At 71.6% G+C, this 19401-nt stretch carries 21 protein-coding genes; 11 read left to right on the forward strand and 10 right to left on the reverse strand.

Going from position 1 to position 19401, the window contains the following annotated elements:
* Positions 1–79: 79 nt before the first annotated feature.
* Together ACQ0O7_RS02585 and ACQ0O7_RS02590 are read left to right on the forward strand one after the other, a co-directional pair.
* Positions 80–1357 carry a histidine kinase gene (locus ACQ0O7_RS02585; RefSeq protein ID WP_430780094.1) on the forward strand — a complete coding sequence of 426 codons (1278 nt, stop codon included), beginning with the start codon at positions 80–82 and terminating at the stop codon, positions 1355–1357.
* Entirely contained in the window at positions 1354–1995 is a 642-nt protein-coding gene (locus tag ACQ0O7_RS02590) for a response regulator transcription factor (protein WP_430780095.1), read from the forward strand. Before ACQ0O7_RS02585 ends, ACQ0O7_RS02590 begins: the two co-directional genes overlap by 4 nt.
* A gap of 4 nt (positions 1996–1999) precedes the next feature.
* On the opposite strand, the gene ACQ0O7_RS02595 is transcribed toward ACQ0O7_RS02590, so the two are convergent.
* A complete protein-coding gene (locus tag ACQ0O7_RS02595) occupies positions 2000–2440 on the reverse strand; it encodes a MarR family winged helix-turn-helix transcriptional regulator (RefSeq protein ID WP_430780096.1) in 441 nt (146 codons plus the stop codon).
* Between the two features lie 47 nt (positions 2441–2487).
* Between ACQ0O7_RS02595 and ACQ0O7_RS02600 the strand changes: the two genes are divergently transcribed.
* Entirely contained in the window at positions 2488–2961 is a 474-nt protein-coding gene (locus ACQ0O7_RS02600) for a GNAT family N-acetyltransferase (protein WP_430780097.1), read from the forward strand.
* A gap of 494 nt (positions 2962–3455) precedes the next feature.
* On the opposite strand, the gene ACQ0O7_RS02605 is transcribed toward ACQ0O7_RS02600, so the two are convergent.
* Entirely contained in the window at positions 3456–3938 is a 483-nt protein-coding gene (locus ACQ0O7_RS02605) for a Clp protease N-terminal domain-containing protein (protein WP_430780098.1), read from the reverse strand.
* A 420-nt stretch (positions 3939–4358) separates the two neighbouring features.
* Between ACQ0O7_RS02605 and ACQ0O7_RS02610 the strand changes: the two genes are divergently transcribed.
* The gene (locus tag ACQ0O7_RS02610; protein ID WP_430780099.1) at positions 4359–4688 is read left to right on the forward strand and encodes a DUF3072 domain-containing protein; all 330 of its coding nucleotides are present in this window, start codon (positions 4359–4361) and stop codon (positions 4686–4688) included.
* A 367-nt stretch (positions 4689–5055) separates the two neighbouring features.
* Here the strand turns inward: ACQ0O7_RS02610 and ACQ0O7_RS02615 are convergent, their stop codons facing one another.
* The 3 genes from ACQ0O7_RS02615 to ACQ0O7_RS02625 all read right to left on the reverse strand — a co-directional run bounded on the left by ACQ0O7_RS02615 (position 5056) and on the right by ACQ0O7_RS02625 (position 9374).
* Positions 5056–5772: a VOC family protein gene (locus tag ACQ0O7_RS02615; RefSeq protein ID WP_430780100.1), complete on the reverse strand. Its 717-nt coding sequence runs from the start codon at positions 5770–5772 to the stop codon at positions 5056–5058.
* A gap of 144 nt (positions 5773–5916) precedes the next feature.
* Positions 5917–7176, reverse strand: a complete 1260-nt coding sequence (locus ACQ0O7_RS02620) for a cation:proton antiporter (RefSeq protein WP_430780101.1) — start codon at positions 7174–7176, stop codon at positions 5917–5919.
* Positions 7173–9374, reverse strand: a complete 2202-nt coding sequence (locus tag ACQ0O7_RS02625) for an ATP-binding SpoIIE family protein phosphatase (RefSeq protein ID WP_430780102.1) — start codon at positions 9372–9374, stop codon at positions 7173–7175. The genes ACQ0O7_RS02620 and ACQ0O7_RS02625 overlap by 4 nt, the downstream gene beginning before the upstream one ends.
* Before the next feature lie 477 nt (positions 9375–9851).
* Between ACQ0O7_RS02625 and ACQ0O7_RS02630 the strand changes: the two genes are divergently transcribed.
* On the forward strand, positions 9852–11405 hold the full coding sequence (locus tag ACQ0O7_RS02630; protein ID WP_430780104.1) for a mechanosensitive ion channel family protein: 1554 nt from the start codon (positions 9852–9854) through the stop codon (positions 11403–11405).
* A gap of 91 nt (positions 11406–11496) precedes the next feature.
* Here ACQ0O7_RS02630 and ACQ0O7_RS02635 read toward each other — a convergent pair whose 3' ends face one another.
* A complete protein-coding gene (locus tag ACQ0O7_RS02635) occupies positions 11497–11853 on the reverse strand; it encodes a DUF6401 family natural product biosynthesis protein (RefSeq protein WP_430780105.1) in 357 nt (118 codons plus the stop codon).
* Between the two features lie 122 nt (positions 11854–11975).
* Here ACQ0O7_RS02635 and ACQ0O7_RS02640 point away from each other — a divergent pair, with 122 nt between their 5' ends.
* Positions 11976–12452 (forward strand): hypothetical protein, encoded by a 477-nt coding sequence (locus tag ACQ0O7_RS02640; protein ID WP_430780106.1) that lies wholly within the window; start codon positions 11976–11978, stop codon positions 12450–12452.
* Here ACQ0O7_RS02640 and ACQ0O7_RS02645 read toward each other — a convergent pair.
* On the reverse strand, positions 12440–12748 hold the full coding sequence (locus ACQ0O7_RS02645) for a hypothetical protein (RefSeq protein WP_430780107.1): 309 nt from the start codon (positions 12746–12748) through the stop codon (positions 12440–12442). The two genes, ACQ0O7_RS02640 and ACQ0O7_RS02645, sit on opposite strands and share 13 nt — an antisense overlap.
* Between ACQ0O7_RS02645 and ACQ0O7_RS02650 the strand changes: the two genes are divergently transcribed.
* Positions 12729–13487 (forward strand): hypothetical protein, encoded by a 759-nt coding sequence (locus tag ACQ0O7_RS02650; protein WP_430780108.1) that lies wholly within the window; start codon positions 12729–12731, stop codon positions 13485–13487. The genes ACQ0O7_RS02645 and ACQ0O7_RS02650 overlap by 20 nt on opposite strands.
* A 90-nt stretch (positions 13488–13577) precedes the next feature.
* Here the strand turns inward: ACQ0O7_RS02650 and ACQ0O7_RS02655 are convergent, their stop codons facing one another.
* Entirely contained in the window at positions 13578–13760 is a 183-nt protein-coding gene (locus ACQ0O7_RS02655) for a hypothetical protein (protein WP_430780109.1), read from the reverse strand.
* Positions 13761–13830: 70 nt separating this feature from the next.
* Positions 13831–14295: an SRPBCC family protein gene (locus ACQ0O7_RS02660; RefSeq protein ID WP_430780110.1), complete on the reverse strand. Its 465-nt coding sequence runs from the start codon at positions 14293–14295 to the stop codon at positions 13831–13833.
* Positions 14296–14370: 75 nt separating this feature from the next.
* On the opposite strand from ACQ0O7_RS02660, the gene ACQ0O7_RS02665 reads away from it, so the two are divergent.
* Positions 14371–15942, forward strand: coding sequence for a phytoene desaturase family protein (locus tag ACQ0O7_RS02665; protein ID WP_430780111.1), 1572 nt, complete (start codon positions 14371–14373; stop codon positions 15940–15942).
* On the opposite strand, the gene ACQ0O7_RS02670 is transcribed toward ACQ0O7_RS02665, so the two are convergent.
* Positions 15933–16382: an SRPBCC family protein gene (locus tag ACQ0O7_RS02670; protein WP_430780112.1), complete on the reverse strand. Its 450-nt coding sequence runs from the start codon at positions 16380–16382 to the stop codon at positions 15933–15935. The two genes, ACQ0O7_RS02665 and ACQ0O7_RS02670, sit on opposite strands and share 10 nt — an antisense overlap.
* A 115-nt stretch (positions 16383–16497) precedes the next feature.
* Between ACQ0O7_RS02670 and ACQ0O7_RS02675 the strand changes: the two genes are divergently transcribed.
* From ACQ0O7_RS02675 to ACQ0O7_RS02685, 3 genes are all read left to right on the forward strand, one after another.
* Positions 16498–17679, forward strand: coding sequence for a glycosyltransferase (locus ACQ0O7_RS02675; protein ID WP_430780113.1), 1182 nt, complete (start codon positions 16498–16500; stop codon positions 17677–17679).
* An 82-nt stretch (positions 17680–17761) separates the two neighbouring features.
* Complete coding sequence (locus ACQ0O7_RS02680) at positions 17762–18655, forward strand: ABC transporter ATP-binding protein (RefSeq protein WP_430780114.1); 894 nt, start codon at positions 17762–17764, stop codon at positions 18653–18655.
* A gap of 5 nt (positions 18656–18660) precedes the next feature.
* Positions 18661–19401 (forward strand): ABC transporter permease, encoded by a 741-nt coding sequence (locus tag ACQ0O7_RS02685; RefSeq protein ID WP_430780115.1) that lies wholly within the window; start codon positions 18661–18663, stop codon positions 19399–19401.

Below are 19401 nucleotides of genomic sequence, written 5' to 3' on the forward strand. Positions count from 1 at the left end.
CGGGGTATGGCTAGGTATACCCCGGAAGGTAGCGCTGGACGGCTGTCCCGGCGTACCGCCCGCTGGCTACCTTGACCTGGTGATTGACGCCGACCACCTCGCCCCGGCCCTACTGGACCGCCGTTACCTGCGCTCGGCCTGGCCCTGGCGGGCGGCCGGCCACCTGTCGACAGTCCTGCTGTTCGCCGCACCGCTGGCCTTCGTGTTCTGGCTGATGCTGCTGCCCTGGCTGGTGGCCGGCAACCGGCTGCTCGACGGAAACCCGATCACCCTGCCGGTGCTCCTCCTGATGGCCCTCGGCGCGCTGGGGGTCGCCGGCTTCGGGCCGGTGGTCGCCCTGCCCCTGGCCGCGATGTCCCGCCGATGCCTTCGGATGATCGACAAGCGCCCCCTCGCCGCGCCCCGGCATCCGGTCGGCGCGCACCTGCTCGCCGTCCTGAACGCGGAGTCCACCTGGCGTGCCGTCCTCTACGGCGTCGTCCTCTCCCTGCTCACCCCGCCGCTGATGGTGATCGGGGGAGCTCTGCTCGCCGCCGAGGTGACCCTGCTGTTCAGCCCCTGGCTCACCGAGTGGAACCTGGGCGACGTGACGATCGACGGTGGCATCGGCTCGGTGCCGTTCATGCTGCTGGGCATCGCCCTCGCCCCGGTGGGGCTGTACCTGCTCGGTGGTGTGGCGGCCGTGCACGGCACCCTGGCCCGCAGAATGCTCGGCGGCAACGGTGACGCGTTGCGCGACCAGCTCGGCGAGGTGGGGCGGTCCCGGGCCCGGCTGGCCGACGCGTTCGACGCCGAGCGCCGCCGGATCGAGCGCGACCTGCACGACGGCGCCCAGCACCGGCTCACCAGCCTCACCCTGCACCTGGGCATGGCCCGGCTGGACGTGCCCGAGGACTCGCCGGCCGCCGTGCCGCTCGGGCAGGCGCACGAGCAGGCCAAGGAGCTGATGGTGGTGATGCGTGACCTGGTGCACGGCATCCGCCCGCAGACCCTCGGCGATCTGGGGCTGCCGGCCGCGCTGTGGGAGCTGGCGGCCGCCTCGCCGGTGCCGGTGGCGGTGGAGGCCGCCGAGATCCTCGACCGGTTGCCCGAGCGGGTCGAGACGACCGCCTACTTCGTCGCCGCGGAAGCTCTCACCAATGTGGCCAAACACGCGCACGCCACGTCCGCGCAGATCCGGTTGACCCGTTCCGGTGACGGGATAGTGCTGGAGGTTCAGGACGACGGGCGCGGCGGTGCCGACCCGGCGCGTGGCAGCGGTCTCACCGGCCTGGCCGACCGGGTCGCGGCGGCCGGCGGAAAGCTACTGCTGGCCAGCCCGGTCGGTGGTCCCACCCTGCTGCGGGTCGAGCTGTGACCCGGGTGGTGCTCGCCGAGGACGGCGTCCTGCTCCGGGAGGGGCTGGTCGGGGTGCTGGTGCGGTTCGGGTTCGAGGTAGTCGCCGCGGTCGGTGACGCGGCCGAGCTGATGACCGCGGTCAAGGAGCACAGCCCCGACCTGGTGATCACCGACATCAAGATGCCACCGTCCTTCCAGGACGAAGGGCTCCGGGCGGCGGTACGCCTCCGTGCCGACCATCCCGGGCTGCCCATCGTGGTGCTCAGCCAGTATGTGCAGCAGGAGTACGCCGCCGACCTGATCGGCACCGGCGACTCGGTCGGTTACCTGCTCAAGGACCGGGTCGCCGACATCACCGAGTTCGTGGCGGCGCTGCGCACGGTGATCGCCGGCGGCACCGTCGTCGACCCGGACGTGGTGCGCCGCCTGATCACCCGGCCTCTCGATCCCCTCGCCGGGCTCTCCGGCCGGGAACGGGAGGTGCTCGCCCTGATCGCCGAGGGCCGTTCCAACTCGGCGATCGCGGCGGCCCTGTTCATCGGCGAGCCGGCCGTCGGCAAACACGTCGGCAACATCCTCGTCAAGCTGGGCCTGCCACCGACCGACGACACCAACCGCCGGGTCCTGGCCGTCCTCACCTACCTGCGTGCGAGGTGACCCGTCACTTGCCTCTGACCTTGGCGAACACCCGGCCGATCACGGCCAGCTCCTCGTCGTCCAGATGGTCGATGAAGCTCTCGCGCACGGTCGCCAGATGGGCCGGGGCGGCCTCGCGCAGCGTCCGCACGCCGAGATCGGTGAGCACCGCCTCCTGGCCACGCCCGTCGTCCGAGCAGTTCTCCTTACGGACCAGTCCACGTTTGATCATCGAGGTGACCTGGTAGGTGATCCGGCTCGGCGACAGCCACAGCCGGGTGGCCAGCTCGCCCATCCGGATCCGGCGGCCGGGCGCGTCGGCCAGAGCGACCAGCACGTGGTAGTCGTTCATGCTCAGGCCGGTGGCGGCCCGCAGTTCGTCCTCGAGGCGGGTGTGCAGCGCCCACGAACTCTCGATGAAGGTGCGCCAGTGCGCCAGCTGGGTCGGGGTCAACGGTTCGGCCATGACCCGAACCGTACTCCTTCAAATCTGCAAGAAGGTTAGGGTGTGACGTGACGATCCGCCGAGCACTCCCGGGCGACGCCGCCGAACTGGTCCGCCTGCGCGGGATCATGCTGAGCACACTCAGCCCCCGGGACTGGAACGAAGACTGGCGCGAACCCGCCGGCAGATCCCTGGCCCGCCGCCTGTCCACCGCCGAACCCGATCACGCCGACCTCGCCGCTTTCGTCGCCGAACGTCCCGACGGCAGCGGCCTCGCCTCCTGCGCGGTCGGCGTGATCGAGGAACGCCTGGGCAACCCGCACAACGCCGACGGCCGGGTCGGCTACATCTTCAACGTCTGTACCGAACCGGACATGCGTCGTCGCGGCTACTCCCGCTCCTGCATGACGGCGCTGCTCCAGTGGTTCCGCGACCGGGACGTCCGGGCCGCCGATCTACGCGCCTCACCGCACGGCGAGCCGCTCTACACGTCCCTCGGATTCGTCCGCACGTCCGACCCGACGATGCGACTACGTCCCTGAGAATCCCATCCAAGCTTTCTCCTTTCCCATGTGAGCGTTCGTTTCCGGCTCAATCTTGAAGGATGATCACCCGTTTCGGGTATTCCTCTGGGCTGCTGGCCCGTCCGCGGTCAATTCCCCGCGCGGTGTCCGCTTTCCGGCCCCGCTCTGGCCGATCTTGGCGGATTTTCCACCGGAAACGGTGATAAATATATCAAGATCTCGGCTGGACGGGTTGCCCGCGCGAGAGATTGACCGCAAGTGATCAGGCAGCCGAGAACAAGACTCTTTCCGGTGGTAAATCCTCCAAGGCTTCGGCTGGCCATTCGCCCTTGCGAAGAATTGACTGCGGAAAATCAACAAATCGCGAACAAGAAGCATCATCCGGTACGGGTGGGTAAGGTCCCGTGGCTACCCCGCGAGGTGGACGCTCCCACCGGACCGATCCGCGACCGCCGGGCGAATGCGGCCCCTCACCGCCTTGGAGCCGACAGGGGAGGGATGGCCGGAATCGGTCAGGCGGCCGGGGATTCCAGTGTCCGGGTCAGGCGTTCGCGGGCCTCGGCGAAGTCGACCCCGCCCTCGGCCAGGATCAGCATGGCCCGGCCGCTGCCCTCGCGCAGGATGCCCAGCAGCAGGTGCTCCGGTCCGATGTGCCGGTGCTTGAGCCGTACCGCCTCCCGTAGCGACAACTCGAGGGCCTTCCGGTTCCGCTCCGAGAACGCCGGCCCTCCGATCGATGGCAGCCAGTGGGCGAGGAAACCGGTCCGGGGTGAGGGCTCCGACGTGCCGGTGTGCCGAATGATCGCCGCCCGCACGTACTCCTCGCCGATCGCACCGGCCGCGCCGTGCAGAGCCGCGCGGATCGCCGCGTTCTCGCCGGTGACCAGTGCCAGCAGGGTGTGCTCGGTGCCGACCTGGTGGTGGCCCAGCGCGCGGGCCTGCTGCCGGGCACCGACAACGGTTTCACGGGCGGCCGTGGTGAATCGCTCGAACATCTCAGTCCTCCGGTGATGACGACCCGCTATTGCTGTCAACCTACATTGACGACTGCCTGAAGTCAATCCAGGTTGACGCGGTGTGGTTCAGACTCGGGTGCGGTGCGGTGCGGTGCGGTGTGTTCGGGTGCGGTGTGGTTCGGGCGTGTGGTCCGGATGCTGTGAGGTTCGGGGCCTCATGGGGTTCGGATCGTCATGCGGTTTGGGAGTTGTGAGGTTCGGAACGTCGTGCGGTTCGGGTGGAGCCTGCCGGTGAGCCGGGCGCTGCTGGCCAGTCGTCAACCTGGTGATCGGTCCCGCTTGTGGGTGATCGTGCGAGCGCGGAGTCCGGGGAAGTGTGGGAGGCGTCGTGGCGGGTATCGCCGACGGTTGTTCGGGACCCCGGCAGGTGTTCGGAACCGTCACGGAAAGGACCACGACATGACTGACAAGACGGACACTGCTGATCAGAACGTCGCCACTGACGGGAGGGATGCCGCCGACCGCAAGGGCGCCGCAAGCCGAAAAGGCACCCCTGGGGTGAGTAGTGCCCCTGATGAGAAGGGCGCCGCCGACGATGCGGGCAGCGGCAACGCGATCAAGGACCCGGCCGACTGGGTGACCGGAGATCAGCCGGCGACCGGGGCGCAGGAGTCCTATCTGCACACGCTGGCCACTGAGGCGGATGAGGAGGTTCCGGACGGGCTGACCAAGGCGGACGCCTCCCGCAAGATCGACGAACTGCAGGAGAAGACCGGCCGAGGCGTCTGACGTCGACGCGAGCGCGGCAGGAAGCGACCCCGGGAGGGTTGCTGGATAGAACGTTCGCCGGGCGGAATCGGACGGAACACGAGCGCCGGGCGAAATCGAATGGAACACGAGCGCCGGGCGAAATCGGACGGAACGCGGGCGCTGAGCGAAATCGGACGGAACTTAGGCAGCGGGCTGAACCGGGCGGAAACCGGGCGCCCGGTGGAAGCCGGGCGCCGAGCGGAGACCGGGAGCCGGGTGGAGACCGGGCACCGAGCGGAATCGGGCGCCGGGAGAGGCTCTGGCAGTGGGGTGGGAGGCGCGGAAACGCGGAGAGGCCGGCCCCGAAGGGTCGGCCTCTTCCACGTGTGGACCTGGAACGGGTGGGTCAGTCCCAGGCGGGCAGGGTGCCCAGGGAGACGGTCAGTTCGACCGGGTGGTGGACCGGTGCGGCGACCGTGAAGCGGGCGCCGAACGGGTCGCGCAGTTCGGCGAAAGCGGTCAGGCCCGCCTCGGACGGTTCGACGATGACCGCGCCGCCCATCCGCTCGCAGTGGTCGGCGGTGGCCTGGATGTCCTCGACCTGGAACGCGGCACGCCACCAGGCACCCCGGTATCCGGGGGCGAGGCCGGCCACCGCGTCGTGTGCGTGGTTGAGCCATTCACCGGTGCCGAGGTTGTGCTGCAGCAGCCAGCCGAACGCGGAACCGTAGAAGCGGGCCGCCCCGTCCGGGTCGTCGGTGAGCAGTTCCGGCCAGGACATGGTGCCGGGCTCGTTGCCGGCTTGCGCACCGGCGAAGTCGTGGCCCTGCCAGAGGCCGATGATGGCGCCGTTCGGGTCGGCGACGATGGCGCGCCGCCCGCCGTGTGCCTCGGCCGGGTGGCTGAGGCAGTGACCGCCGGAGAGGGCGACCTGCTCGAGCGTCTCCTCCATGTCGGGGGTGCTCAAGTGGGTGAGCCAGCCGTCGGGCCGGTCGAACTGGCTGCGGGTGAGGCCGGCGACGGCACGCCCCCCGAGCTTGAACCGATCACCCGCCGACTCCCAGCCGAACAACTCTGCGTAGAACTGTGCCGCGCGTGCGGGGTCCGCACTCGCCAGTTCCACCCAGCAAGGTGTCAAGGGTGCATAGCCTCTGATCCGCATGAGCCGCTCCATGGTGGACATCCCCAGTTACCTTCGTACTCTACGGCACTGATAACGCTTCGTCACCACCAGCCGGTTCATTGTCCGGTTTAGAGCAGTATTAACTTACTCTTTGTGAGCAAGCGAGTGATCCAGGTTACGCATCACCGGAGTGGCCGCTACTCCGTGCAGCACAACGGACACGACGACGACGAATGCCGCGGTCGCCCACAGGAGTTCGGTCTGCGGGAAATCAGCGTGTGTAACTGCGTACGCTAAGTAATAAAAGGTGCCGACGCCACGGATGCCGAACGCGGCGATCACCCAGTGTTCCGATCGATGGCCGGGGGCGCCCCGGAGCGCGGTGAACGCCGCCAGTGGACGGACCACCAGGATCAGTGCCAGCCCGGCCAGCGCGGCCTGCCAGGTGAGCGGTGTCAGTAGCCCACCGACCACGGCGCCGCCGAGCAGCAGCAGCAACAGGACGGTCAGCAGCCGCTCCACCTGTTCGGCGAAGTCGTGCAGGACCTGGTGGTATTCGTGCGAGCGCTCGGCCGCCCGGATCGCCCGCGCCGCCACGAACACCGCGAGGAAGCCGTAGCCGCCGATCACCTCGACCAGCCCGTACGCCAGGAAGGTCGCGGCCAGGGCCTGGAACCCCTCGGAGTGCCGAGCCAGCCGCAGCGAGTCGCGCCGGGCCCGGAAGAACAGCTTGCCCAGCACCTTCCCGATCAGCAGACCGCCGACCACCCCGGCGGTGATCTTGTAGAGCACGTCCGTCAGCACCCAGTCGGCCAGCCAGCCGGCCGGGTTCAGCCCGTGCGCCGCGATCGCGATCGCCGCATAGACGAACGGGAACGCCAGCCCGTCGTTCAGCCCCGCCTCGGAGGTGAGGGCGAACCGTACCTCGTCCTCGGAGTCCTCCTCGTCGGTCGGCTCACCCACCTGCACATCCGAAGCCAGCACCGGATCCGTCGGTGCCATCGCCGCGCCCAGCAGCAGCGCCGTCGCCGGCACCAGGCCGGCCCACCACCAGCCGAGCAGCGCGGTCGCCGCGATGGTCACCGGCATCGCCACCATCAGCAGCCGGCCGGTCGACGCCCAGCGCCGCCGGCTGAACGGACGGTCGATCTTCAGGCCGGCGCCCATCAGCGCGACGATCACACAGATCTCGGTGAGATGCTCGGTCAGCATCGGATGGGCCAGTGGATCAGCCTCGGGCAGCCCCAGAGGCAACCCGAAGAGCAGCATCCCCAGCCCGAGGAACGTCATCGGCATCGACAGTGGCCGACGCTCCAGCACCCTCGGCAGGATGCCGGCGAGCAGGGCGCCGGCACCGAAGAGAGCGAACAACGCATCGGAGACCGTGACCCCCGCCAGAATCATGCCCGCGCTTTACCCGCCAAGAGCATCTCGAACCACACGGTTGATCCACGCACCGTCGGGTCGGTGCCCCACGAGTCGCTGAGCTCCTCGATCAGGCCCAGGCCGCGGCCCCGGCTGGCCAGCGTGTCGGCCCGCGCCCGGATCACGCTGCCCCGGGTGCCGGTGTCGGCGACCGACACCAGCAGGCGCTCCGCGTTCAGGTCGATGTGCACCTGGGCCGGGGTGCCGGCGTGCAGCAGCGCGTTGGTGGTCAGCTCGCTGGTGCACAGGATCGCCGAGCCGATCACCGGCTCCGGCACACCCCACTCGCGCAGCCGGGTGGTCATCCACTGCCGCACCCGGCTCGGACCGGTCGGCTCGGCTGCCACCTGCATCGTCGCCGACCGGCTCATGGCCAGCGCGTGCTCCACCGCCAGCACCGCCACGTCGTCGTCGGTGGTGCCCTCGACCGCGGCGGTGGCCAGCGAGCACATGTTGCGCGGATCGCCGCTCGGAGACGCGGCCGCCGCGGCGACCAGCGCGTCCAGCCCGTCGTTGAGGGCCCGGCCGCGCCGCTCCACCACCCCGTCGCTGAACATCAGTATGGTGTCGCCGCGCTCCAGCCGCAGGGTGCCGGTCTGCCAGCGCCCGCCCAGGCCCAGCGGGGCGCCGGGCGGCACCTTGATCAGCTCGGCGGTGGCCGGCGCGCCACCCTGTCCGGCCCGGCGCAGCACCGGCGGCGGGTGGCCGGCGCTGGCCAGGGTGACCGTGCCGTCCGACGGGTCGAGCACCCCGTAGACGACGGTCACGAAGATCTCCTCGTTGCGCGACTCGGCGCCCAGCGAGCCGACCAGCCGGTCCAGCCCGGCCAGCACGCTCGGCGGCGCCGGATCGGTCAGCGCCATCGCCCGCAGTGCGGCCCGGACCTGCCCCATCACCGCGGCGGCCCGCACGTCGTGCCCGGCCACGTCGCCGAGCACCATCGCCAGCCGGCCGTCGGTCAGATGGAACGCGTCGTAGAAGTCGCCGCCGGCCGCGTTGCCGTCGACCCCGACGTCATAACGCGCGGCGATCCGGAACGTGTCCAGCTCGGGCAGGTGCTCGGGCAGCATGCTGCGCTGCAGCAGCTGTGCCGTCCCGTGCTGGGCCTCGAACTGCCGGGCCCGCTCGGCCGCCTGCGCCACCAGTTCGGCCGCCGCCTTCAGCAGGGCCCGCTCGGCGGGCAGCCAGACATGCGCCCGCCGGAAGCCGACCGACAGCGCGCCCCGCACCGAGGCGGTGCGCAGCGGCAGGGCGGCCAGCGCCCGGATCCGGGACTCGTGCCGGTCGGTGGCCACCTCCCGCAGCGGCTCGCCGTCGGAGACGAACGTCGCCCGCCCGGTCTCGGCCGCCGCCACCGCGGGCGCCGCCGGATCGGCGCTGATCCGGCGCCACACCGGGGGCAGCCGCTCGTCCGCCTCGTCGAGCATCTCGCCACGGATCCGCCGGACGCAGCGGTAGGCCAGGCCGTCGTCGACGGCGAGGACACAATGATCAAGATCAAAGGACGCCATCGCGTACGTCAGGACGACGCGCGTCACATCGTCGATGGTGAGCGCCCCGGCCAGCCGTGCGGTCAGCTCGCCGAGGCTCTGCAGCCGGTGGATCACGTGGGTGGTCTCGGCGGCCACCGTCAGCACCCCGGCCACTGCGCCCCGCGAGGTGCGGATCACCGAGTGCCCGCGGGTGTAGAAGGCCGGCTCGGTGTGTCCCGGCGCGAACTGCACCTGGCTCTCCGGCTCCAGGATCGCCCGGCCGCCGTGGTGCACCTGCTGGATCACGTCACCCAGGCCGGGCTGCTCCCACGCGGCGCCGAACGCCCGCGCGGCCGGCCGGCCCAGCGCCGACGGGTGCAGCGCGTCGAGCACCTCGGCATAGGCGTCGTTGTAGAGGACCAGGAAGTCGTCACCGATGGTGAGCAGCATCGGCACTGGGGAGGCGAGCACCAGCTCGACCGCGGCGCGGACCGCCGGATCCCAGCCGGTGATCGGGCCCAGCGAGGTGGACGACCAGTCGAAGGCGTGCACCAGGGCGGCGCAGCCGATGCCGGTGTGCGGTGTGCCGGAGGTCTGGACGGGCAGCGTGAGCGGGGACGGGTGGAGGCCCCCTGAGCCATACGCTCCTGAGCCGTACCCTCCCGAGCCATATCCTCCCGAGCCGTACCCCGCCGTGCCGACCATGCGGAAAGCCTATCCCGTGTGGTCCGTTTGTACGATGCCCCACCGGCCGACCGTCCGGTTCCTGACCATTCTCCGCTATCGTGCCGCGTCTCGACGTGAGGATGTTTCGGGTGCTTTGCAACCGTACGTGACGGCGCGATGCGTAAGTGATCCTGGGGTGACCGTTGTGGTCGCGCCGTGATCGAACCGCCGTGCGGTGTGACCCGTTACACCCCGGAACCCCAGGCCGGCCCGGCCGGCGAGCACCGGTGCGAGGCGCCCATGGCGTGGAGCGAGTCCGCCCGGGCGATGGTGGACGGCGACGGCCGGGAGTGGCCCGTACCGGCAAGCGGTTGCTCCTCCGGAACCCCGGCCCCGGCGCGCCGTGCCGCCCCCGCGAACCGTGCGCCGCGCCTGTTCCTGACAACCGTGCGTCCGGTGTCGACTGTCGGAGGCATACGGTAATCCTCGGGTCACTCTGCGGATTCGGGAGGGCGGATGGCCGGTGACGGGCTCAGTCGTGGCCTGAGCGACATGTGGCGGTCGGTGGTGCTGCTCCTGCCGTCGGCCGTGGCGTTCCTGGTCATCCTGATCGCCGGCTGGCTGCTCGCCCGCCTGGCCCGCGCCATCACCGCCCGGACCCTGCGCCGGATCGGCTTCGACCGGGCCGTCCAGCGTGGCCCGGCCGGCCGCCTCGCCCGGCCCGGAGTGCCCGGCGCCACCGACGTCTGCGCCCGCCTCGCCTACCTCGTGGTGCTGCTGTTCACCCTTCAGCTCGCCTTCGGAGTGTGGCCGCCCAACCCGGCCGGCGACCTGCTCAACGCCCTGATCGCCTGGCTGCCACGGGTCTTCGTCGCGATCGTTGTGGTGGTCGCCGCGGCAGCGCTCGCCGGAGCCGCCCACGACCTGATCCTGGCCGTGCTCGGCGCTCTGGGGTATGCCCGGGTCCTGGCCCGCGCCGCCGCCACGGTCATCGTCACCCTCGGCGTCATCGCCGGACTCGACCAGGCCGGCATCGCCACCTCGGTCACCCGCCCACTCCTCGTCGCGGTCCTCGCCACCGTCGCCGGGGTGATCATCGTGGGCGTGGGCGGTGGCCTGATCCGGCCCATGCAGCACCGGTGGGAGGGATGGCTGGACCGGGCGGCGGCGGAGTCCGCGGTGATGCGGGAGCAGGCCCGCGCCTACACGGAGGAGCGGGCCCGCCGATCCGATCCGGCACCGGAGGTCACCCAGGCGGGCGAATCTCCGGCGACCCCATCGGCGGATCCGCCGGCGGCGCCTGATCTGCCGGCCGCATCCGGCCCCGCCCCGCAAGCCGCGCCCGGTTCGCCGGTTGCGGCAAGCCCATTCGGTGGTTCCGGCCGGGACGGCGGTGACGCCCCCGCCGCCGTCGTCGCCGATCCAGGCGCTGGATCGAACGCGCGCCGAGAGGAGCACCGGGATTCCGCCGCCGGTCCGGGCGCTGGATCGAACCCGCGCGCAGAGGAGCACCGGGATTCCGCCGCCGCCGAGCCGTCGGTGCCCGAGGACTGGGAGGCCCGATGGGCCGAGGAGGAGCGGCGAGCCCGGGAACTGGACGGCGACCGGACCCAGGTGATCAACCCGCCGGCCGGTGGGACGGCCGGCGGAGCGACGGGAGACGGACCGGCGGGCGGTGCGGCGACGACCGTGACGCGACCCGGGACCGTGGTCTTCAAGCCCGGCGTGCGCCCGCCGTCCGCCGTGCCCCCGGACGATGAGCCGACCGCCGTCACCGGCGAGGAGAGGACGGTGTTCCTCCACGACGAGGAACCGACGACGTTCATCCGGGACGACGAGCCGACCACCATCATCACCGGCTGGGCGGAAAACCACGGGGCCGGCCAGGACACCACAGCGATCCTGGCCGACGGGGAGAGGGCCGATGGCGAGAGGGCCGGCGGCGAGAGGGCCGGCGGCGACAGGGCCGTCGGTGCGCCGGCCGACGCTGCGACGGTCGGCGGCACCACGGACAGCGGCACGACGGACGACGGCGAGAAGACGGTGGAACGGCCGCGCCGGCCGGAATGACGGAGGGCCGGCACCGGAGATGTCCGGTGCCGGCCCTGACGGTCCGGGTATGTCGGTGCGGGGAGGCCGAGTCACCCGGCCCGTCGGGGGGTCAGCGCGCCGTCGGCAGCGTCTGCGCGAGCAGGCAGACGGCGAGCAGGCGGCGCAGCACCCAGTCGTTCTCGGACCAGTCGATCGGCCCCTCCGGCGCGGTCCACCCGTGCTGGAGGGCGGCGTCGCGCACCCCTTCGGCGTACGCGGCCAGCAGGATCGCGCTCAGCGGCCGGGTGTCGGCGTTGAGGCTGTCCCGCACACCGGCGGCGTGCTGGTCGATGACCGACAGGAACCCGGGGTTCTCCTGGGCGACGGCGAGACCGGTGACGCCGACGGCGGCGGTCAGGTCGGCGAGCGAGGCGTGGGCGGAGCGCTGGGCGGCGCGGGCGGCGGCGTTGCTGAAGAGGCCGTTCATGTGGAGAAACGTTAGGCAGCCCGGGGTGACTGTCGGTTCTCCGCGCGTTGCAGCCCGGTTGAACTCGCCGTGAGCGGGAAATCGGCTCGGGCGGGCGATAGGGGGAGACGAAGGGGGAGACGATGACGGCTACCGGGCGGCAGGCGGATGGTGGACCGGACCGGGCGCATCGGCGGCCGCCGGGCCTGGACGATCTCACGGTCGAGGCGCTGGGCAAGCTCAGCGAGGCGCTGGAGACGGTGGAGCGGGTGCGCGGCCACCTCTACAGCGCCCACCAGCTGGTCGGCACCGCGGACTTCGCCTTGGACGAGGCGGTGTCGCTGTTCATGCGGGCGGGGCACACCGCGACGGCGGAGCGGATCCAGCGGGAGCTGATCGGCCGCAACGTCATCCCGGGGCGCTGGACGTTCCAGATCGTCGAGGAGTTCGATGACGGCTACTACACCGAGTTCCGTGACGTGGAGCGGTCGGCGCGGGAGGAGTTGGCGGGCGGGCGCCGGCATCTGTACGAGGCCGAGCTGAAGGAGAGCCGCCGGACACACGGCCGGCCGGGCCACGGGGCCCGGCCGGATGCCGGTGGTGAGGATTACTCCCGGTAGTCGACCGGTTCGGGGCGGCGCCGTTGGACGTCGTCCGCGATGATCACGGTGGCCACCAGCATGGCTACCACCACGGCGAAGAACCAGGACGCGTCTTCGACCAGTTTTGCCGCCAGGGGAGCCTGGAACGCGGCGAGCAGAAAGCCCACCCAGGCGAATTGGCGCTGACGCTCAGAGAGGAAACCGACAGATCGCACTCGGACAGTCTGGCGCGATATGGCCGGATCGCCGTCACCCGTTCGGCCGATTCTCAGTTGTCCGATGGTGCCCACCGACTTGCGCGTCAGCAGATCCATCGTCGTGGTCGCCGGTCTCACCATGATCGCCGCCGGAGGTCTGGCGGTGCTCGGTGGGACCGCCGAACCGGACCGTCCACCCCGGTTCGTGATGCCGGATCCGCCGGTCACGGCCGTTGCGGTGGACCGGGTGGCGGCCGGGCCGTTACTGGACCGTACCGGCGCATGGCTCACGCTGGGTGACGCCGCGAGCCGGGTCCGGATCCGGTTCGCGGATCTGCCCGGCCAGCTCTACCGGATCAGTACCGCCCCGGACGCGGGGGTGGCGCCGGTGGTGACCCGCCGTGGCGGGCTGGTGGCGGTGCGGTTGACGGCGACCGGCGAGGACGGCCTGGACGAGGTGCGGATCGTGCTGAACCGGGACGTCCGCTGGGACATCCGCCTGCCCGCCGGCGCCGGGGAGCAGCAGCTCAACCTGCGGGACGGGCGGGTACGCCGGGTCTCGATGGGGTCGGCCGGCCTGACCCGGGTGTGGCTGCCGGAGCCGGAGGGCACGGTCCCGCTGGTGTTCACCGGAGGGGTCGGCACGGCGGTGCTGACGGCCCGGAACCGGGCGCCGTTCCGGATCCGGTTCGATGCCGGCGCCGGTTCGGTGGAGACGCCGTGGACCGCGAACAACGGCACCGCCGCGGGTGCCGTGCTGCGGGAGCCGTCGTTCCGCTGGAGCCGGGACCGCTACCGGGTCCGGGCCGAGGGTGGGGTCGGCGCGCTGGTCGTCGAACGCCGTGGTAGCCGGTGAGAGCCGCATCCGCCCGGCGGCCGGGGACGATCCGGGGTGCCGCCCACCGGGCCGGGGCAGGCACGGGGCCTTGCGTAGCCCGTACGAGATCTAATGGGGTCCGGTGTGCCCGGTGGTGCTGGGCCGCTCGCCGGTGGTGACCCGCGGCTCTTCTCCGCTGTCGTTGTCGGACGCGTCGTTCTGGCCGTCGGTGTCCCAGGTCGCCATCGCCTTGTTCAGCTCGTCGAGGGGGAGCCGCTCCTCGTCACGCCAGGTGCTGTCGTTGTCGGTCATGGGTGGTGGCGTACCCGCGCCGGGGCAAGCGAAACGGCCGCCCGGAGGCGGCCGTTCACCACGCGGATGATCATGCGCCGGGCCGGTCCACCTGACCGCGCCAGGAGCCGGTCTCGATGCCGCCGCGGCTCTCGATGAACTCCTTGAACCGGTGCAGATCGCCCTTGACCCGGCGGTCGATCACACCGAGCTTGTCCCCGGCGGTCTCGACGAAGCCCTGCGGGTCGAAGTCCATCTGGACGGTGACACGGGTGTGATCGTCGTCGAGCCGGTGGAAGGTGACCACACCGGCCTGCTTCTCACCGCCGGTGGCGTGCCAGGCGACGCGCTCGTCGGGCAGCTGCTCGGTGATCTCGGCGTCGAACTCGCGCTTGACTCCGGCGATCTCGGTCTTCCAGTGCGTGTGGGTCTCGTCGAGCTGGCGGATCTCGCTGACACCCTCCATGAACCGGGGGAACTCCTCGAACTGAGTCCACTGGTTGTACGCGGTGCGAACCGGGACGTTGACGTCGACGAATTCGGTGACCGTGCTCACGAGTATCTCCCCTCCATGACCTTGTCGTTCGTTCATCAGTGGGGTGCCCGGCGGTGGGGCCTCTAAACTCGCCGGATGGAGACCGTCGACGCGATCGTGATCGGAGCCGGTCACAACGGCCTGGTCGCTGCCAACCTGCTCGCCGACGCCGGATGGAGCGTCCGGGTGATCGAGGCGACCGGGCAGCCCGGCGGGGCGGTCCGGTCCGGGGAGATCACCGCGCCCGGCTACCGGTCCGATCTCTTCAGCGCCTTCCACCCCCTGGGGTACGCCTCCCCGGTGCTGCGTTCGCTGGACCTCGGTCTGCGCTGGTCGCACGCCCCGGACGTGTTCACCCACCTGCTCCCGGACGGCCGCGCCGCCACGGTGAGCCGGGACGTGCTGCGGACGGCCGCCTCGGTGGAGCGGTTCGCGCCCGGTGACGGCCGGCGCTGGCGGGATCTGTCCGCCGAGTGGGACGCCGTCTCGGACCGTCTGCTGGCCGCCCTGTTCGCCCCGTTCCCGCCGGTCCGCGCCGGTCTCGGCCTGCTCGGGAGCCTGGGCGCCGGGGAGGCCCTGCGGATGGCCCGCCGCCTGCTGCTGCCGGTGTCCCAGCTGGGCCGGGAGCTGTTCGACGGGGAGGGCGCCCGGCTGCTGCTGGCCGGCTGCGCCCTGCACACCGACCTGTCGCCGGACGAGGCCGGTGGCGGCGTCTTCGGCTGGCTGCTGGCGATGCTCGGGCAGCAGATGGGCTGGCCCACGCCGGCCGGCGGCGCCGGGGAGATCACCGCCGCCCTGGTGCGGCGGTTCCCCGGCGAGATCGTCTACGGCGCCCCGGTGTCCCGGGTGCTGGTGGCGCGGGGCCGGGCGATGGGGGTGCGGACCGTGGACGGCCGGGACTGGCGGGCCCGCCGGGCGGTGATCGCCGACGTGCCGGCCCCGTCGCTCTTCCTGGATCTGGTCGGCGACCGCTGGCTGCCGGCCCGGATGGCCGAGGACCTGGCGCACTTCCGATGGGACGGGGCGACGGTGAAGGTGGACTGGGCGGTCCGCGCGCCGATCCCGTGGACGAACCCGGAGGTGGCCGGTTCGGGCACGGTGCATCTGGGCGCCGACCTGGCCGGGCTCGACCGGTTCGCCGCCGAGCTGGCCGCCGACCGGGTGCCCGAGCACCCGTTCCTGCTGTTCGGGCAGATGACCACGGCTGATCCGAGCCGGTCACCGGCGGGCACCGAGTCGGCATGGGCGTACACCCATCTGCCGCACCGCCGATCCTGGTCGCCGGGGGAGATCGCCGAGCACGTGGAGCGGATGGAGGCGGTGGTCGAGGAGCAGGCGCCCGGTTTCCGGTCGCTGGTCGAGGCCCGGCACGTGTACGCCCCGGCCGACATGGAACGGGAGAACCCGTCCCTGGTCGGTGGTGCTCTCGGGGCCGGCACGTCGGCGGCGTACCAGCAATTGTTCCTTCGTCCGATCCCCGGCCTGGGCCGGGCCGACACCCCGGTGGACCGCCTCTACCTGGGCAGCGCGTCGGCCCATCCGGGACCGGGTGTGCACGGCGTGCCGGGGGCCAACGCGGCGCGGGCCGCCCTGGCCCGCGACCGTGGTCTGACCGGGGCGCTCTACCGGGCGGCCGTGGACGGCGCGCACCGGGCGGTCTATCGCTGAGGGCGGTCGCGTTCGGCGACGTCGGCCAGCCGGCGCAGGCTCTCCACGTTGCGGCGGTGCAGGATCAGGTCGTTGAGCTTGTTGCGGGCCCACCGCAGCGGGCCCTCGCTGAAGTCCTCCTCGATCACCACCCGGGTGGCGGCGCCCTCGCTCACCGGGTGCAGGCGGATCAGCACCTCGGCTGCGCCCAGCGGCCACAGGCCGGCCTTCAGGCGCAGCTCCCGGCCCGGCTCGCAGGCGATCACCTCCGACGAGTCGTGCAGCGACAGCGGCCACGGGCCGGCCTTGTGCCGCAGCCGCGAGCCGACGGCCGGCCAGGCCTCGTCGACGTCGCGGATGTGCACGGTGCCGACCACCCAGTCGCTGTAGGTCCAGCCGTCGGCCAGGACGGCGAAGACCCGGTCGGGCGGAGCTTGCACGGTTCTCGCCACGGTTGCCATGGCCGACGGTTTACCCTGCTCACACGGCCGGTAACCAGGCACCCATGTTTACGGATCGGGCTGTCGGGCATTGGTCGGCGCGTACCCCACCCCCAGGCTCGTCGGAGGAGAATCCGTGCGCATTGCGATGATCTCCGAGCACGCCAGTCCGCTCGGCGCCGGCGGCCGGAACGTCCAGGTCGCCGACCTGTCGGACGCGCTGGCCGCGCTCGGACACGACGTTCATGTCTACACCCGCCGCGAGGACCCCGACGTCGCCGAGGTGGTGGTCACGCCCAGCGGCGTGCAGGTGATCCACATCGCCGCCGGCCCGGCCCGGCCGATCCCGTCCGACCTGCTGCTGCCGTACATGGGCGAGTTCGCCCGGCTGCTCGGCGAGCGCTGGCGTGCCGGGTGGATGCCGGACGTGGCGCACGCCCACTACTGGACCAGCGGGCTGGCCGCGGTGACCGCCGCCAAGCGGGTCGGTGTGCCGGTGGTGCAGTCGTTCCACGAGCTGGGCGACAACGACAGCGAGAGCATCGGTCAGGGCCCGAGCCGTGCCGAGTACGAGCGGGCGCTCGGCCGGGCCGTCGACCGGGTGGTGGCGCAGACCCAGGACGAGTTCCAGGATCTGGTCCGGATCGGGGTGCCGCGGGCGAACCTGACGGTGGTGCCGTCCGGTGTCGACAGCGAGCGGTTCACCCCGGACGGCCCGGCCGTACCCCGTGATCCGGAACGGCCACGCATCCTGTCGGTCGGCCGGCTGGTCGAGCGCAAGGGCTTCGGTGACGTGGTGCAGGCCATGCGGTTCGTGCCGAACGCCGAGGTGGTGGTGGTCGGTGGGCCGCCCGCCGCCGAACTGTCCGAGGACCCGGGCGCCCGGATGCTGCGGTCGCTGGCCGAGCAGTTCAAGGTCGCCGACCGGATCCGCCTGGTCGGCGGGGTGGCGCACCGGGACCTGCCGAGCTGGTACCGGTCGGCGGACGTGCTGATCGCGTCGCCGTGGGGCGAGCAGTCGGCGCTGGAGGCGATGGCCTGCGGGGTGCCGATCATCGGCGCCGCCGAGGGTGTCCTGACCGAGACCGTGGTCGACGGCCTGACCGGTGATCTGGTCCCGGCCCGCGATCCACGGGCGCTCGGCAGCGCGCTCCGGCGGCTGATCAACGACAAGGTGCGGCGGTTCACGTACGCCACGGCCGCCCTGGACCGGGCCCGGCAGGCGTACTCGTGGAAGCGGGTGGCCGCCCAGGTCGGCTCGGTCTACACCAGCCTGCGGCGCACCCCGGCGGCCGCGGTCGCCGAGGACGCGGTGTAGGACCCCATCCACCGATCGGTGGACTCCAGCGGCCGCCCGTCGTTCGATTCGGGCACGGGGGCCGCCGGGTGACGCTCGATGCATGACAGTCATCGAGGTCGAGAACCTGGCGAAGAGGTACGGCGAGACCGTCGCCGTACGGGATGTCTCCTTCCACGTCGAGCCGGGCGAGATCTTCGGGATCCTCGGGCCGAACGGCGCCGGCAAGACCACCACCGTCGAGTGCGTCTCCGGTCTGCGCACCCCCGACGCGGGCCGGATCACCGTTCTGGGCCGCCCGGCCGGTGACCTCGCGCTGCGCACCCGGATCGGGGTGCAGCTGCAGGAGAGCGAACTCCAGGACAAGATCACCGTCCGGGAGGCGCTGGAGCTGTACAGCTCGTTCTACCCGGATCCGGCCGACTGGCGCGCGCTCGCCGGCGACCTGGGCCTGACCGCGAAGCTGAAGACCCGGTTCGGCAAGCTCTCCGGCGGCCAGAAACAGCGCCTGTCGATCGCCCTCGCGCTGATCGGCAACCCGGAGATCGCGATCCTGGACGAGCTGACCACCGGGCTGGACCCGCAGGCCCGCCGGGACACCTGGGAGCTGATCTCCGGCATCCGCGACCGCGGCGTCACGCTGATCCTGGTCACCCACTTCATGGAGGAGGCCGAGCGCCTCTGCGACCGGATCGTGGTCATCGACAAGGGCGCGGTCGCCGCCCTGGACACCCCGGCCGGGCTGATCCAGCGCGCCGGCGACCAGCAGAAGATCCGCTTCCGGCCGTCCGTTCCGATCGAGGACGAGCTGCTCACCAGCCTGCCCGAGGTGCGTGAGCTGCGCCGGCAGGGGTCCCGGATCGAGGTCACCGGCACCGGCAACCTGTTGAACGCGGTCGTCTCGGTGCTGGCCCGCAACGGCGTCACCGCCGCCGAACTGACCCTCGAACAGTCCACCCTCGACGACGCCTTCGTGCACCTGACCGGTAGGGAGTGAGCGACATGTCCGTCTTCACCAAGCTGACGCTGACCGAGGCCCGGCTCACCGTCCGCGAACCGGTCTACGGCTTCTTCACCCTGCTCTTCCCGGTCCTGCTGGTGCTGATCCTCGGCAACGTGCCGTCGATGGAGGAGACGCCGCCGGAGCTGGGCGGACTCCGGGTGATCGACCTCTACGCCGGGCTGGCGCTCGGCCTGGCGATCGGCATCATCGGACTGCAGGGCCTGCCGTCGGTGCTGGCCACCTACCGGGAGCGCGGCATCCTGCGCCGGCTCGCCACCACCCCGGCGCCCCCGGCCGCCCTGCTCGCCGCCCAGCTGGTGATGAACCTGATCACCGTGCTCATCTCGATGGTGCTGGTCTACGCGGTGGCGATCGCCGTGTTCGGGGTGCCGTTCCCGGCGAACCCGGCGCTGTTCGTGCTCGCGGTGGTGCTCAACTGCGCCGGGGCGTTCTCGCTCGGCCTGCTGCTGGCGGCCCTGGCCCCGTCCGGCAAGACCGCCAACGCGATCGGCACCTTCCTGTTCTTCCCGCTGATGTTCTTCGCCGGCCTGTGGGTGCCCCGCGACCTGATGCCGGACATCCTGCGGCAGATCGGCGACTTCACCCCGCTGGCCGCCGGCCAGGACCTGATGACCGACGCTCTGCTGGGCCGGTCGCCCGAGCTGCTCTCGATTACCGTGCTGGTGGGATATCTGGTCGTCTGCGGCGCGGCCGCGGTGAAGCTCTTCCGCTGGGAGTGA

Source organism: Actinoplanes sp. G11-F43, assembly GCF_050589265.1.
In the GTDB taxonomy this organism is placed as follows: Bacteria; Actinomycetota; Actinomycetes; order Mycobacteriales; family Micromonosporaceae; genus Actinoplanes.

What these genes read in the sequence shown, in the direction of transcription:
- ACQ0O7_RS02595 (WP_430780096.1), bottom strand. Translation starts at nt 2,440, where the DNA reads ATGGCCGAACCGTTGACCCCGACCCAGCTGGCGCACTGGCGCACCTTC.
- ACQ0O7_RS02605 (WP_430780098.1), bottom strand. Translation starts at nt 3,938, where the DNA reads ATGTTCGAGCGATTCACCACGGCCGCCCGTGAAACCGTTGTCGGTGCC.
- ACQ0O7_RS02610 (WP_430780099.1), top strand. Translation starts at nt 4,359, where the DNA reads ATGACTGACAAGACGGACACTGCTGATCAGAACGTCGCCACTGACGGG.
- ACQ0O7_RS02620 (WP_430780101.1), bottom strand. Translation starts at nt 7,176, where the DNA reads ATGATTCTGGCGGGGGTCACGGTCTCCGATGCGTTGTTCGCTCTCTTC.
- ACQ0O7_RS02625 (WP_430780102.1), bottom strand. Translation starts at nt 9,374, where the DNA reads ATGGTCGGCACGGCGGGGTACGGCTCGGGAGGATATGGCTCGGGAGGG.
- ACQ0O7_RS02630 (WP_430780104.1), top strand. Translation starts at nt 9,852, where the DNA reads ATGGCCGGTGACGGGCTCAGTCGTGGCCTGAGCGACATGTGGCGGTCG.
- ACQ0O7_RS02635 (WP_430780105.1), bottom strand. Translation starts at nt 11,853, where the DNA reads ATGAACGGCCTCTTCAGCAACGCCGCCGCCCGCGCCGCCCAGCGCTCC.
- ACQ0O7_RS02640 (WP_430780106.1), top strand. Translation starts at nt 11,976, where the DNA reads ATGACGGCTACCGGGCGGCAGGCGGATGGTGGACCGGACCGGGCGCAT.
- ACQ0O7_RS02645 (WP_430780107.1), bottom strand. Translation starts at nt 12,748, where the DNA reads ATGGATCTGCTGACGCGCAAGTCGGTGGGCACCATCGGACAACTGAGA.
- ACQ0O7_RS02655 (WP_430780109.1), bottom strand. Translation starts at nt 13,760, where the DNA reads ATGACCGACAACGACAGCACCTGGCGTGACGAGGAGCGGCTCCCCCTC.
- ACQ0O7_RS02665 (WP_430780111.1), top strand. Translation starts at nt 14,371, where the DNA reads ATGGAGACCGTCGACGCGATCGTGATCGGAGCCGGTCACAACGGCCTG.
- ACQ0O7_RS02670 (WP_430780112.1), bottom strand. Translation starts at nt 16,382, where the DNA reads ATGGCAACCGTGGCGAGAACCGTGCAAGCTCCGCCCGACCGGGTCTTC.
- ACQ0O7_RS02680 (WP_430780114.1), top strand. Translation starts at nt 17,762, where the DNA reads ATGACAGTCATCGAGGTCGAGAACCTGGCGAAGAGGTACGGCGAGACC.
- ACQ0O7_RS02685 (WP_430780115.1), top strand. Translation starts at nt 18,661, where the DNA reads ATGTCCGTCTTCACCAAGCTGACGCTGACCGAGGCCCGGCTCACCGTC.